The 13,381-nt window shown below is 75.7% G+C and carries 10 protein-coding genes and 2 pseudogenes; 9 read left to right on the forward strand and 3 right to left on the reverse strand.

Annotation, left to right across the window (positions count from 1 at the left end; genetic code table 11):
* Positions 1-385: 385 nt before the first annotated feature.
* The 5 genes and pseudogenes from BJP59_RS04010 to BJP59_RS04025 all read left to right on the forward strand — a co-directional run bounded on the left by BJP59_RS04010 (position 386) and on the right by BJP59_RS04025 (position 4,248).
* The gene (locus tag BJP59_RS04010; protein WP_194522249.1) at positions 386-865 is read left to right on the forward strand and encodes a nucleoside deaminase; all 480 of its coding nucleotides are present in this window, start codon (positions 386-388) and stop codon (positions 863-865) included.
* A 59-nt stretch (positions 866-924) separates the two neighbouring features.
* Entirely contained in the window at positions 925-2,400 is a 1,476-nt protein-coding gene (locus BJP59_RS04015) for an NCS2 family permease (RefSeq protein ID WP_194522250.1), read from the forward strand.
* 83 nt (positions 2,401-2,483) lie between these two features.
* Positions 2,484-3,496: pseudogene (locus BJP59_RS04020) on the forward strand (molybdopterin molybdotransferase MoeA); the annotation flags it as partial.
* A gap of 36 nt (positions 3,497-3,532) precedes the next feature.
* Positions 3,533-3,802 (forward strand): hypothetical protein, encoded by a 270-nt coding sequence (locus BJP59_RS20285; protein ID WP_336244631.1) that lies wholly within the window; start codon positions 3,533-3,535, stop codon positions 3,800-3,802.
* Positions 3,799-4,248: a molybdenum cofactor biosynthesis protein MoaE gene (locus tag BJP59_RS04025; protein WP_114553936.1), complete on the forward strand. Its 450-nt coding sequence runs from the start codon at positions 3,799-3,801 to the stop codon at positions 4,246-4,248. The genes BJP59_RS20285 and BJP59_RS04025 overlap by 4 nt, the downstream gene beginning before the upstream one ends.
* 170 nt (positions 4,249-4,418) lie before the next feature.
* On the opposite strand, the gene BJP59_RS04030 is transcribed toward BJP59_RS04025, so the two are convergent.
* Positions 4,419-4,691, reverse strand: coding sequence for a hypothetical protein (locus BJP59_RS04030; RefSeq protein ID WP_194522251.1), 273 nt, complete (start codon positions 4,689-4,691; stop codon positions 4,419-4,421).
* A 98-nt stretch (positions 4,692-4,789) separates the two neighbouring features.
* Positions 4,790-5,895: pseudogene (gene moaA / locus BJP59_RS04035) on the reverse strand (GTP 3',8-cyclase MoaA).
* 256 nt (positions 5,896-6,151) lie between these two features.
* Here moaA and BJP59_RS04040 point away from each other — a divergent pair.
* The 3 genes from BJP59_RS04040 to BJP59_RS04050 are packed head-to-tail and all read left to right on the forward strand — an operon-like array spanning position 6,152 to position 11,261.
* Positions 6,152-7,417, forward strand: coding sequence for an XdhC family protein (locus BJP59_RS04040; RefSeq protein WP_194522252.1), 1,266 nt, complete (start codon positions 6,152-6,154; stop codon positions 7,415-7,417).
* Positions 7,417-8,286 carry an FAD binding domain-containing protein gene (locus BJP59_RS04045; RefSeq protein WP_194522253.1) on the forward strand — a complete coding sequence of 290 codons (870 nt, stop codon included), beginning with the start codon at positions 7,417-7,419 and terminating at the stop codon, positions 8,284-8,286. The genes BJP59_RS04040 and BJP59_RS04045 overlap by 1 nt, the downstream gene beginning before the upstream one ends.
* The gene (locus BJP59_RS04050; RefSeq protein ID WP_194522254.1) at positions 8,283-11,261 is read left to right on the forward strand and encodes a molybdopterin-dependent oxidoreductase; all 2,979 of its coding nucleotides are present in this window, start codon (positions 8,283-8,285) and stop codon (positions 11,259-11,261) included. Before BJP59_RS04045 ends, BJP59_RS04050 begins: the two co-directional genes overlap by 4 nt.
* Positions 11,262-11,311: 50 nt before the next feature.
* On the opposite strand, the gene BJP59_RS04055 is transcribed toward BJP59_RS04050, so the two are convergent.
* Positions 11,312-11,989, reverse strand: coding sequence for a nucleotidyltransferase family protein (locus BJP59_RS04055; RefSeq protein WP_228485264.1), 678 nt, complete (start codon positions 11,987-11,989; stop codon positions 11,312-11,314).
* A 247-nt stretch (positions 11,990-12,236) separates the two neighbouring features.
* Here BJP59_RS04055 and BJP59_RS04060 point away from each other — a divergent pair, with 247 nt between their 5' ends.
* The gene (locus BJP59_RS04060) at positions 12,237-13,379 is read left to right on the forward strand and encodes an SPFH domain-containing protein (protein ID WP_194522256.1); all 1,143 of its coding nucleotides are present in this window, start codon (positions 12,237-12,239) and stop codon (positions 13,377-13,379) included.
* The last annotated feature ends 2 nt before the right edge of the window (positions 13,380-13,381 follow it).

Consider the following 13,381-nt stretch of genomic DNA (forward strand, 5'->3'; position numbering starts at 1 on the left):
GGTGGGTCGGGACGGGGCGACGCCCCGGGCGTCGGACCTGCGCTGGGACAACTCTTCCGGGCGGCAGATCCTTCCGCAACAGACCTCGCGGGAGCATCGAGCGCGGGGCTCTGTTCGTCAACACATCCGCATATCGGAAAAGTTCTTCCGAAACCCTTGTGGCGTCCGTCACGCGCTGCTAGCGTCGTGCGTGCCAACGGCGGGCCCGGGCCGAGCGACACGCTCGGTGGTCGACACGTTCGATCCGACACCGGCAGCTACCTACCAGGCGGACGTGACAACTCGCCTGCAGCGGCCCGCCGGCCGCCTCCTCCCGGCTCACCGACGAGCCCGGACGCCGGGGGCGGAGCACCCGGCGTCGCTGCCCGAACCGTGGAGACTCACCATGGACACTCTTGTCGTGGACACCGCACACCTGGACCGAGCCGTCGCCCTCGCGGTCGACAGCGTCGCGCACGCCGGAGGACCCTTCGGCGCCGTCCTCGTCACCGCCGACGGGCAGGTGTTCGAGGGCAACAACCGGGTCACGCAGGACAACGACCCGACCGCGCACGCCGAGGTCACCGCGATCCGGCGCGCGTGCGCCGCGCTCGGCACCTTCGACCTCACGGGCGCGACGCTCTACTCGAGCTGCGAGCCGTGCCCCATGTGCCTCGCGTCCGCCCTCTGGGCGCGCGTGCACGCCGTCCACTACGCCGCCGACCGGTACGACGCCGCGCGCGCCGGCTTCGACGACGCCGCCTTCTACGACTTCTTCGACGCCGACCCGGCCGACCGGGTCATGCAGGTCGTGCACGAGCGCACGGCCACCGCCACCGCGCCGTTCGACGCCTGGCGCGCCCTCGAGACCCGGGTCGAGTACTGACCGGCCGCGCGGCCGGTCGGTACCTCAGGAAAGGGCACAAGGACGTGACTCTCCTCGGCATGCGGCGGGAGACCGCCGGGAACGACGACGCACGCGGCACCGGACCGGCCCCCGGCCGGCTCGACCGCTTCTTCCGGATCACCGAGCGCGGCTCGACCACCGGGCGCGAGCTCCGCGGCGGGCTGGTGACCTTCTTCGCGATGGCGTACATCGTCATCCTCAACCCCCTCATCCTCGGCGGGACGAGCGCCGAGAACGCGCCCGTCGACGTCGCGGGCGGGTGGCTCCAGACAGCGCAGGTCGGCGCGATGACCGGCCTCGCCGCCGGTGGTCTGACCATCCTGTTCGGGCTCGTCGCGAACCTCCCGTTCGCGCTCGCGGCCGGGCTGGGCATCAACTCGTTCCTCGCCGTCGCCGTCATCGGCGACGTCACGTGGCCCGAGGCGATGGGGCTCGTGCTCGTCAACGGCCTGCTCATCGTGCTGCTCGCCGTGACGGGCGCGCGGTCGGCGATCTTCAACGCCGTCCCGCGCCAGCTCAAGGCCGCGATCACGGTCGGCATCGGCCTGTTCATCGCGTTCATCGGGTTCGTCGACGCCGGGTTCGTCACGCGCACCCCGGGCGGGCCGCCGGTCCAGCTCGGCGACGGCGGGTCGATCACCTCGGTCCCCACGCTCGTGTTCGTCGTCGGGCTGCTCACCATGGGCGTCCTCGTGGCGCGCAAGGTCAAGGGCGGGCTGCTCATCGGGCTCGTCGCGACGACCGTCGTCGCGATCGTCGCCGAGTCCGTGCTGCACCTCGGCCCGGCGTCGGAGACGAACCCCGGCGGCTGGCACCTCACCGTGCCGGCGCTGCCCGGCTCGCTCGTCTCGGTGCCCGACCTCAGCCTGTTCGGGCAGCTCTCGTTCGGCGCGTTCGACCGGATCGGGGCGCTCGCGGCGACGATGCTCGTGTTCACGCTGTTCTTCACGAACTTCTTCGACGCGATGGGCACGATGACGGGGCTCGCCAAGCAGGGCGGCCTCGCCGACGCGGACGGCAACTTCCCGCGCATCAAGTCGGCGCTCGTCGTCGAGGGCGTGGGGGCGGTCGTGGGCGGCGCGACGTCGTCGTCGTCGAACACGGTGTTCGTCGACTCGGCGGCGGGCGTGGGCGAGGGGGCGCGGACGGGCCTCGCCTCGGTCGTCACGGGCGGGCTCTTCCTCGTCGCGATGTTCCTCACGCCGCTCACGGCGGTGGTGCCGATCGAGGTCGCGAGCGCGGTGCTCGTCGTCGTGGGCGCGATGATGATGGGCCAGATCAAGGAGATCGACCTCACCGACTTCACGGTGACGCTGCCGGTGTTCCTCACGATCGTGACGATGCCGCTCACGTACTCGATCGCGAACGGCATCGGCATCGGGTTCGTCACGTGGGTCCTGCTGCGGACCGCGTGCGGGAGGGTGCGCGACGTCCACCCGCTGCTGTGGGTGGTCGCGGCCGGGTTCGTCGTGTACTTCGTGCGCGGTCCGCTCACCGCGGCCGTGGGAGGCTGAGCCTCGACATCGACCGCACGGCCGACGGGTCGCCCGCTCCTGGGGGTGGCCCGTCGGCGTGCGGGGAGCGGGAAGGGCGAGGCATGGCAAGAACAGCACGGGTGAGCGTCGACGAGCACCGCGCGGACGTCGCGGCCCTCCTCGCACCCCTCGTGGACGCGGCCCGACGCCGCGCCCGCACCGAGGGCGTCGACCTCGCCGACGCGCTCGGCCGGGTCCTCGCGGGAGACCTCGTCGCGCCCGTCGCCGTCCCGCTGTTCCGCAACGCGCAGATGGACGGGTACGCCGTCCGCGCCGCGGACGTCGCCGACGCACGGGCGGACGCGCCCGTCCGGCTGGCCGTGGTCGCCGAGATCGCGGCGGCGCCGGGCGTCCCGCCCCGGCTCGCGCCGGGCACGGCTGCCCGCATCATGACGGGCGCGCCCGTGCCCGAGGGGGCGGACGCCGTCGTGCCCGTCGAGGACACCGCGACCGGGACGTTCGCCCGCCCGCCCGCGGGCCCTGCGCAGGAGGGCGTCACCGACCCGGCGGCCGGACAGGCCTCCACGACGTCGGCCGACCCGGAGCCCGTCGAGGTCCGGGTGCCGCGGGCGGCGGGCGACTTCGTGCGCGAGGCGGGCTCCGACGTCCGCCCGGGCGACGTCCTGCTGACCGACGGGACCGTCCTCGCGCCGCACCACCTCGCGGCCGCCGCGGCGTGCGGGGTCGGGCGCGTCCGGGTCGTCGCGCGGCCGCGGGTCGCGGTCCTGTCGACGGGGTCGGAGCTCGTCGGCCCGGGGGAGGCCCCGGCGCCCGGGCAGGTCTTCGACGCCAACGCCGACGCGCTCGGCGCCGCCGTGCGGCGCGCGGGGGGCGACGTGGTGCTCACGGCCCGCTGTGGCGACGACGCCGAGCGGTTCGCCGCCGTGCTCACCGAGGCCGCGGCGGTCGCGGACCTCGTCGTGACGTCGGGGGCGTGTCGCAGGGCGCGTACGAGGTGGTCAAGGACGTCCTCGGCGGCGGTGCGTCCTCCGACGTGACGTTCCGCTCCGTCGCGATGCAGCCGGGCGGGCCGCAGGGGTTCGGCACCGTGGACGGGACGCCTGTGCTCACGTTCCCGGGCAACCCGGTGAGCGCGCAGGTGTCGTTCGCGATGTTCCTGCGCGAGCCGCTCGAGCGGGCCGCGGGGCTGCCCGGCGCCGAGCGCGTGCGCACGGCGGTGCTCGCCGAGCCGCTGACGTCGCCCGCGGGCAAGCGGCAGCTCCTGCGAGGCGCGACCGGTCCCGGGGGCACGGTGCGCGTCGTCGGGGGAGCGGGCTCCCACCTCGTCGCGTCGATGGCGCGCGCGGACGTGCTCGTGGACGTCCCGGCCGACGTGACAGAGTGGGCCGCCGGGGCCGAGGTGGAGGTGCGGGAGCTGTGACGCAGACGACGGACGGCGGCGCGCCGCCCACAGACCCGAGCCGCGTGACGACGGACGTCCTCGACGACGCCGTGTCGCGCGCCGTCGAGGAGGCCGTCGGGGGCCCCGAGTGCGGGGCCGTCGTGACGTTCCGCGGCGTGGTCCGCGACGTCGACGGCGGCCGCGGGGTGACGCGGCTCGACTACGAGGCGCACCCCGACGCCACGGCCGTGATCCGGCGCTGCGTCGCCGACGTGGCGGCCGAGACGGGGCTGCGGGTCGCCGCGGTCCACCGGTACGGCAGCCTGGGGATCGGCGACGTCGCGCTCGTCGCGGCGGCTGCCGCGGGCCACCGTCGGGAGGCGTTCGAGGCCTGCTCGCTGCTCGTCGAGCGCATCAAGGCCGAGGTGCCGATCTGGAAGCGCCAGCACTTCGACGACGGCGTCTCGGAGTGGGTCGGTCTGTAGGACGCGACCCTGGACCGCCTGCGAGACGACGAGAGGCGAGAAGTGGCCCCCGGCCGGAGCCGGGGAGGGGCCCACTTCTCGCCTCTCGTGAGTTCCTTCTGATCCGCCGGGCGACGACGATGTCGGGCGGGACCGCCCCGGCCGTGCGGGCCGGGAGGGGGAGGGTCGGGTCAGCGCTCGGCGGGGCGGTTGTCGAGCAGCATGCCGATGCCGAGGCCGACGGCGGTGCCGAGGACGAGGCCGAACCAGCTGAGCACGACGACCCCGACGACGGCGCCGACGGCCGCGCCCAGGACGCTCTTGGTGCCGGCCTTCCAGGCGGCGGACCGCTCGTCGGTGCGGTAGATCGGGAGCGCGGACGCGGTGTTGTCCGGGGTCGTCGAGGACGCGCCGGAGATCGAGGAGGAGGGGCGGTTGGTGGGTGCAGGAGAGATCGTCGTCACGACGTCCATGGTAGGAAGAGACGGCGGCTCTGACCTGGGCTGATGCCTCGAGGTGACCGGCTTCACCCTATGATCTGCGCCACCGCCGGGCGCCCGCCTCAGCCGCCGATCGCGCCCATGCTGCGGGTCGTCGCCGCGAAGGCGTCGGCGGCGAGCGTCGGGGCGTCGCTGCCGTGCGCGAGCGGCTTGCGCCACATCGCGCCCTGCCACGCGCGGGCGAGGGCGTCGTCGCGCTCGTCCTCGTCGAGCTCCGCCGAGCGCAGGATCGCGCGCAGGTCGGTCTCGTCGTCGCCGAACAGGCACGAGCGCACGGTGCCCTCGGCGGTGAGCCGGGTGCGGTCGCACGCGCCGCAGAACGAGCGCGTGACGGAGGCGATGACGCCGACCGTCTGCGGTCCGCCGTCCACGAGCCACTCCTCGGCGGGCGCCGACGGGTCGTCGCGCCCGACCTCGAGCAGGTCGAAGCGGGTGCCCAGCACGGCCAGGAGGTCCGTCGCCGACACGAGGTCGTCGCGCGTCCAGCGCCCGTCGGCGTCGAGCGGCATCTGCTCGATGAACCGCAGGTGGCAGCCGTGCTCGACGGCCCACGCGAGGAGGTCGGCCGCGCCCGCCAGCGTCTCGGGCATGAGGACGGCGTTGAGCTTCACCGGGGCGAGGCCGGCGTCGAGCGCGGCGCGGATCCCGGCGAGCACGTCGGGGAGGCGGTCGCGCCGCGTGAGGCGAGCGAAGTGCGCGCGGTCGACCGAGTCGAGGGAGATGTTCACGCGGTCGAGCCCGGCGTCGACGAGCCCGCGGACGCGCTTGTCGAGGCCGATCGCGTTGGTCGTCAGCGAGAGGGACACGCCGGGCGCCGCGGCGCGCGCGGCGCGCAGGATGTCGGCGAGGTCGCTCCGCAGGAGCGGCTCGCCGCCGGTGAACCGGACGTCGGTGATGCCGAGCCGCTCCACCGCGACCCGCACGACCCGGCCGATCTCGTCGGGCGTGAGCAGGTCCTCGCGGGGATCGCGGGCAGCCCTTCGGCGGGCATGCAGTACGTGCACCGCAGCGAGCACTTCTCGGTGATGGAGATGCGCAGGTCGCGCGCCACGCGGCCGTACCGGTCGACGAGCGCGTCGGTCGCCGGGCGGGCCGGGTCCAGGTCTCCCGGGGCGCCGGAGGGCACGGCGGGCCGCACCCTGGGCATCCCGAGCGAGACGGCGGTCATGGGCCGATCGTAGTCGTCCGTCGCTCCGGGACGGTGACCTGCGCCTCACCGCGTGCTAGCGTGGAGTCCGTCGAATGGAACTGCAATTCCATCAGACGGAACTTCTCTCCGCGAGTCGGAGGGGGTCCACGGCGGATTCAAGCCCTGTGTTTCGGGCGCGTCACAGCGGACGCGGGCCAGGACACGCAGGGGACTCACCGCAAGGGTTCACTGGAAGGACGCCGGCACGCCGGCACCCTGCGGAAGCGAGGCCACGATGCTCCACATCGTCGACCGGCTCGCCCCCTGGCTCGGTCCGGGGCAGCCGCCCTTCGCCGTGGCGACGGTGGTCGCCGCGTCGGGGTCCGTGCCGCGCCCGGTCGGCACCGCGATGGCGGTCCGCGCCGACGGCGCCGTGCTCGGCAGCCTGTCCGGCGGGTGCGTCGAGGGCGCCGTCCACGCCGCAGCGCTCGACGCGATCGCGTCCGGCACGAGCCACCGCGAGACGTTCGGGTACAGCGACGACGACGCGTTCGCCGTCGGGCTGAGCTGCGGCGGGACGCTCGACGTCCACGTCCAGCCCGTGCTCCCCGACGACGACGCGACGCGCGCCCTGCACGCGCTCGCGGCGCGAGCCGAGCCCGCCCCGCCCGGGGCGCTCGTCCGCCGCATCGACGGCGGCGCGCGCACGGCCGTCGTCGTGGACGACCCGGGCGCCGCCGACGAGGCAGCGGTCGCCCGGGCGCTGCGCGGTCTCGTCGGGCCCGAAAGCCTGGCCGCCGCCGCGGCGCAGGTCGTGGCGGTGCTGCGCGCGGGCGGCACGGCGACCGTGCACGCGGCGCACGGCGGCCCGGGCGCGTCGCCGTCGGCGGGGTGTGCCGCCGCACCGGCCCCGGCAGGAGCAGTCGCCGGCGACGCGTGCGAGGCGGCCGAGCCCGTCACGCTGCTCGTCGAGACGCGGCTGCCCGCGCCGCGCTTCCTCGTGTGCGGGGCCAACGACTTCGCGGGCGCGCTCGTACGGCACGTCCGGCTCCTCGGCTACCGCGTGACGCTCGTCGACGCGCGCGAGGTGTTCGCGGACCCGCGCCGCTTCCCCGAGGCGGAGGTCGTCGTCGAGTGGCCCGACCGCTACCTCGCCGCCGAGGCCGCCGCGGGCCGGCTCGACGCACAGACCGCCGTCGCCGTCCTCACGCACGACGCGAAGTTCGACGTGCCGCTCCTGCGGCTCGCGCTGGACCTCCCGCTAGCGTACGTCGGCGCGATGGGCTCGCGCCGCTCGCACGCCCAGCGCGTCGCCGCGCTGCGGGCCGAGGGCGTGGGCGAGGCCGCGCTCGCGCGCCTGCGGTCGCCCATCGGGCTCGACCTCGGCGCCGTCACGCCGGAGGAGGTCGCCGTCTCCATCACCGCGGAGCTCGTCGCCACCCGGCACGGGCGCTCCGCCGTCGTCCCGCTCAGCAGCAGCTCGGGCCCGCTCCACGCGGAGCCCGCAGCACGACCGGACGGTGCACCGACGCGCCGCCCCCACCCCGAGGAGGCCCCCTGATGGACCTGGGCACCGTCACCGACCTCGTCCCGACCGCCGACCCCGCCGACTGGCGCGAGGGCGACGCGTGGCTCGCGGGCGGGACCGTCCTGTTCTCCTACGGCAGCGAGACGCTCCGGCGCCTGCTCGACCTGACGAGCGCGGGGTGGCCCGCGCTGACCGTCACCGACGAGGGCCTCGAGATCGCCGCGACGTGCACCGTCGCCGAGCTGTGGGCGTTCGAGGAGAGCGCGCAGGCCGCGCCCGTGCGCGACCGGTGGCGCGCGCTGGACCTCGTGCGGCCGTGCTGCGACAGCTTCGTCGCGTCGTTCAAGATCTGGAACACGTCGACCGTGGGGGGCAACGTCTGCACGTCCCTGCCGGCCGGGCCGATGATCTCGCTCACCGCGGCGCTCGACGGCGTCGCGGAGGTCTGGGGGCCGGGCGGCACCCGCCGGGAGCAGCCCGTCGTCGACCTCGTCACGGGCGAGCTGCGCAACACGCTCGGGCCCGGGGAACTCCTGCGCGCGATCCGTCTGCCGGACCACGCGCTGCGCTCGCGCACGGCGTTCCGCCGCCTGTCCCTGTCGAACCTCGGGCGCTCCGGCGTGCTGCTCGTGGGGCGGGTCGACCCGTCCGACGCCGGGGGCGCCTTCGTCCTCACGGTCACCGCCTCGACGCGCCGGCCCGTGCAGCTCCGCTTCGCGGCGGACGCGCTGCCCACCGCCGCCGACCTCGTCGCCACGCTCGACGCCGCGATCCCCGCCGACCTCTACCACGACGACATCCACGGGCTGCCCGAGTGGCGCCGGGACATGACCTACCGCCTCGGCGAGCAGATCCGCGCGGAGCTCGTCGACGGCACGACCTCGGACGGAGGCCTCCGATGACGACGACGCCCGCCCCGCACCCGGCCCCGCCGGTGACGATCGACGGCCGCACGGCCCGCACCGAGCCCCGCGCGGGCCAGTGCCTGCGCACCTACCTGCGCGAGCAGGGCGCGCTCGGCGTGAAGAAGGGGTGCGACGGCGGCGACTGCGGCGCGTGCACCGTGCACGTCGACGGCGTCCCGGTGCACTCGTGCGTCTACCCCGCGCGGCGCGCGGCGGGTCACGAGGTGACGACCATCGAGGGGCTCGCGGCGACGTCGTGCCCGGGCGGTGCCGCCGGGGACGAGCCGGCGGGCGCGTGCGACCACGACCCCCACGGCCCGCAGGACGCGCTGCACCCGGTACAGCAGCAGTTCCTCGACGCGCAGGGCTTCCAGTGCGGGTTCTGCACCGCCGGGATGATCATGACCGCCGCGACGTTCGACGACGCGCAGCGCGAGAACCTGCCGCGCAACCTCAAGGGCAACCTGTGCCGCTGCACGGGGTACCGCGCGATCGAGGACGCGGTCCTGGGGCGCGGCGACACGACCGGGACCGCGCCGGGCACGGGCGAGCGTGCGCCGTCGGGCGGCGACCGGGCCTCTACCTCGCCGGACCGGGCCTCGACCTCGGCGGACCAGGACTCTGGCGAGGCGGGCCGGGCGTTCGGGCGCGACGTGCCCGCGCCCGCGGGCCGGGGGATCGTCACCGGGACGGTGCGGTACACGCTCGACGTGGACCCGGCCGACTACCCGGGCCTGCTCCACCTCAAGCTCGTGCGGTCGCCGCACGCGCACGCGCGCGTCGTCGCGATCGACACGACGGACGCGCTCGCGGTGCCCGGCGTGCACGCCGTCCTCACGCACGAGGACGCGCCCGCGACGCGGTTCTCGACCGCGCAGCACGAGCTGTTCACCGACGACCCCGACGACACGCGGATCCTCGACGACGTCGTGCGGCACGTCGGCCAGCGGGTCGCGGCTGTCGTCGCCGAGACCGTCGCCGCCGCCGAGGAGGGGGTGCGCCGGGTCCGCGTCGAGTACGCGCCGCTGCCCGCCGTCGTCGACCCGGAGGAGGCCATGGCCGCGGGGGCGCCGCTCGTGCACCCCGAGCTCGACGCCGCCGCCGCGCGCGTCTCGCGGCCGGAGGCGAACGTCGTCGCCGAGGTGCACAGCGAGCTCGGCGACGTCGAGCGCGGGCTCGCGGAGGCCGACGTCGTGCACGAGGCCACGTACCGCACCCACCGCGTGCAGCACGCCGCGCTCGAGACGCACTGCGCCGTCGCGTCCCTCGACGACGACGGGCGGCTCGTCGTGCGGTCGTCCACGCAGGTCCCGTTCCTCGCGCGCCGCCACCTGGCGCGCGTCCTCGACCTCGACCCGGAGCGCGTGCGCGTGCACTGCGAGCGCGTGGGCGGCGGGTTCGGCGGCAAGCAGGAGGTGCTCACGGAGGACGTCGTCGCGCTCGCGACCATGCGGCTCGGCCGGCCCGTGCAGCTCGAGCTCACGCGCCGCGAGCAGTTCGTCGGCACGACGACGCGCCACCCGTTCCGCATCCGCGTGCGCGCGGGCGCGCGCCGCGACGGCACCCTCACGGCGCTGCACCTCGACGTCCTCAGCAACACCGGGGCGTGCGGGAACCACGGCCCGGGCGTCATGTTCCACGGGTGCGGCGAGTCCCTCGCCGTCTACCGGTGCGACAACAAGAAGGTCGACGCCCACTGCGTCTACACGAACACGGTGCCCGCGGGCGCGTTCCGCGGGTACGGGCTGTCGCAGATGATCTTCGCCGTCGAGTCCGCGGTCGACGAGCTCGCGCGGCAGCTCGGCCTGGACCCGGTCGAGCTGCGGCGCCGCAACGTCGTGCGCGACGGCGACCCCATGCTCTCCACGCACCCGACGCCCGAGGAGGACGTGCTCTACGGCAGCTACGGGCTCGACCAGTGCCTCGACCTGGCCGCCGACGCGCTCGCGCGCGGCCGGGCGCGCGACGTCGCCGCGTACGGCGCGGGCGCCGGGTCGGGTCCGGACGTGCTCCCGGACCTCGGCCCGGAGTGGGGCGTCGGGGAGGGGACGGCGCTGTCCATGATCGACACCGTCCCGCCCCGCGGGCACTACTCGCACGCGCGCGTGCGGCTGCGGCCGGACGGGGTCGTCGAGGCCGAGGTCGGGACCGCCGAGTTCGGCAACGGCACGACGACCGTCCACGCCCAGCTCGTCGCGAGCGCGCTGGGGCAGGACGCCGCCGACGTCGTCGTGCGGCAGTCCGACACCGACCTCGTCGAGCACGACACCGGGGCGTTCGGCTCCACCGGCACGGTCGTCGCGGGCAAGGCGTCGCTCGCCGCCGCGCAGGACCTGGCCGAGGCGGTGCTCAAGGTCGCGGCCGGGGTCGCTGGCGCCGCGCCCGGCGACTGCCGGCTCGTGCCCGGCGGCGTCGACTGCGCCGGGACGGTGCTGCCGCTGGCCGACGTCGCGCGCGCCGCCGACGACGCCGGGATCGCGCTCGTCGCCGAGGGTCGCTGGGGTGGCACCCCGCGCTCGGTCGCGTTCAACGTCCACGGCTTCCGCGTCGCGGTGCACCGCGGGACGGGGGAGATCCGCATCCTCCAGTCCGTCCAGGCCGCGGACGCCGGGGAGGTCGTCAACCCGCGCCAGTGCCGCGGTCAGGTCGAGGGCGGCATCGCCCAGGCCCTCGGCGCGGCGCTCTACGAGAACGTGGTGGTCGACGAGACGGGCCGCGTGACGACGGACATCTTCCGCCAGTACCACCTGCCCACGTTCGCGGACACCCCGCGCAGCGAGGTGTACTTCGCGCGGACGTCGGACACGGTCGGCCCGATGGGCGCGAAGTCGATGAGCGAGAGCCCGTTCAACCCCGTCGCACCCGCGCTCGCCAACGCCATCCGCGCCGCGACGGGCGTGCGGTTCACCGAGCTCCCGCTCGCGCGCGACCGCGTCTACCTGGGCATCAAGGCCGCCACCCCCACCCGCTGAGTGCGGGGAGCATTCCCGTCCGACGCCGGTCGGCGCGACTGTTCCCGCACTCAGCGGGGGGCGGGGCCGTCCAGGAGGTCGAGGTCGGCCGCGGTGTCGAGGTCGCGGCCGTCGCCGGGGTGGTCGACGACGTCGACCAGGTCGGCGTGGGCGCGCAGGAAGTCGCGCGCTCCGTGGTCGCCGCGGGCGCTCGCGGCGGCGGGCCCCGCGAGCGCGGCGTCGAGGACGAGCGGGTGCGCCCACCGAGGGCGGTCCGCCCCCGCAGCGTCTTCGGCAGCGTCCTCCGCGGCGCCCCCGGCGAGCCACCGCGACGCGGTCACGCGCCCGGGGCGGTGCGCGGCGAGGAGGCGCGCGACGTCGTCGGGCCCGACGCCGGGCTGGTCCACGTGCGCCACGACGACCCGGGCGGGGACGAGGTCGAGAGCGGCGGCGACGCCGACCCGCAGGGACGACGCCATCCCGGTGGCCCAGTCGGGGTTGTCGACGACGCGCACCCCGGGCTCGTCGAGCGACGACCCGGCCCGCACGCGCGCGGCCCCGGCGCCGAGCACCACGACGACGGCGTCGCACCCGCCCGCGAGCAGGGTCGCCGTCGCGTGCTCGACGAGCGTGCCGCCGCGGTGGGGGAGCAGCGCCTTGGGCCCGCGCCCGAGGCGCGTCCCGGCCCCGGCCGCGAGGAGGACGGCGACGGTGGGCGTCGCTGGCGCGGTCGTCGGCGGGGTCGGCACCTGGCCAGGATAGGTGCCGCCGAGCCCGGGGCCGCTCCTCGGGCGGCCTCGTCCGTGGGGAGTCACCGGGGTTTCGTCGGGCCGCACGCGACCGCGCGGCGACCAGTTGGTTTTACCAACCCTTGGCGGTTTCATCGGCAGGCTGGGATGCCGCTATGCTCGGCGCGCCGGGGGCGACCGCGGCGGGCCGCGCGCCCGTCGACCAGGTTGCCCGCGGCCGTCCCGCACGACGAGCGAAGGAGTCCGGATGAGCTTCATGGAGAAGCTGCGCGGCCAGCTGATCGACATCGTCGAGTTCCTCGACGAGAGCCGGGACACGATCGTCTGGCGCTTCCCGCGCCAGGGCAACGAGATCAAGAACCAGGCGAAGCTCGTCGTGCGGGAGGGGCAGAGCGCCGTCTTCGTCAGCGAGGGCCGGCTCGCCGACGTGTTCGGGCCGGGCACGTACACGCTCGAGACCAAGAACCTGCCGATCCTGTCGACGCTGCAGGGCTGGAAGCACGGGTTCAACTCACCGTTCAAGGCGGAGGTCTACTTCGTCACGACGCGCCAGCTCACCGACCTCACGTGGGGCACGCAGAACCCGGTGATCCTGCGCGACCCGGAGCTCGGCGCGGTCCGCCTGCGCGCGTTCGGCACGTACGCCCTGCAGGTCGTCGACCCGGCGGCGCTGCTGCGCCAGCTCGTGGGCACCGACCCGCAGTTCCGCACCGACGAGATCGGCGACTACTTCCGCCGCCTCGTGGTCGGCCAGCTCGGGCCGGCGCTCGCGGAGGCCGGCGTCGCGGCGGTCGACCTCGCCGCGAACCAGGGCCAGATCGCCACGCGCCTCGCGGGCCAGCTCTCGGAGGACCTGTCGGAGTACGGCATCGCCGTCCGGCGCTTCGTGCTCGAGAACGTCTCCTTCCCGCCCGAGGTCGAGGCGGCGCTCGACAAGCGGACCCAGATGGCGGTCGTCGGGAACCTCGACCAGTACACGAGGTTCCAGGCGGCGAACGCGATCGAGACCGCGGCGGGGAACCCCGGCGGGGCGGGCGACGGCCTGGGCCTCGGTGCGGGCATGGGCCTCGGGGCCGCCATGGGGCAGCAGCTCGCGCAGTCGCTCGGGACGTCGCAGGCCCCGGCGGCGCCCGCCGGCCCGCCGCCGCTGCCCGCCGCGGAGTCGCCCTGGTACTGGGCCGTGGACGGCGCGCAGGCCGGTCCCGGCACGACGGCGGACCTCGCGGGCCACGTCCGGTCCGGTGCCCTGACGCGCGGGTCGCTCGTCTGGCAGCAGGGCATGGACGCGTGGACGCCCGCCGGGCAGGTCCCGGCGCTCGCGCCGCTGTTCGCCGCGACCCCGCCGCCGCTGCCCCCGACGGGCACCTCCGGCGACCCGGCGGCGGGCTGACG

Source organism: Cellulosimicrobium sp. JZ28 (assembly GCF_015327065.1).
GTDB classification, from domain to species: Bacteria; Actinomycetota; Actinomycetes; order Actinomycetales; family Cellulomonadaceae; genus Cellulosimicrobium; species Cellulosimicrobium funkei.

Excerpts from the sequence above, each read along its gene's own strand:
- BJP59_RS04010 (WP_194522249.1), top strand. The coding sequence starts at position 386 with ATGGACACTCTTGTCGTGGACACCGCACACCTGGACCGAGCCGTCGCC.
- BJP59_RS04015 (WP_194522250.1), top strand. The coding sequence starts at position 925 with ATGCGGCGGGAGACCGCCGGGAACGACGACGCACGCGGCACCGGACCG.
- BJP59_RS20285 (WP_336244631.1), top strand. The coding sequence starts at position 3,533 with ATGTTCCTGCGCGAGCCGCTCGAGCGGGCCGCGGGGCTGCCCGGCGCC.
- BJP59_RS04040 (WP_194522252.1), top strand. The coding sequence starts at position 6,152 with ATGCTCCACATCGTCGACCGGCTCGCCCCCTGGCTCGGTCCGGGGCAG.
- BJP59_RS04045 (WP_194522253.1), top strand. The coding sequence starts at position 7,417 with ATGGACCTGGGCACCGTCACCGACCTCGTCCCGACCGCCGACCCCGCC.
- BJP59_RS04050 (WP_194522254.1), top strand. The coding sequence starts at position 8,283 with ATGACGACGACGCCCGCCCCGCACCCGGCCCCGCCGGTGACGATCGAC.
- BJP59_RS04060 (WP_194522256.1), top strand. The coding sequence starts at position 12,237 with ATGAGCTTCATGGAGAAGCTGCGCGGCCAGCTGATCGACATCGTCGAG.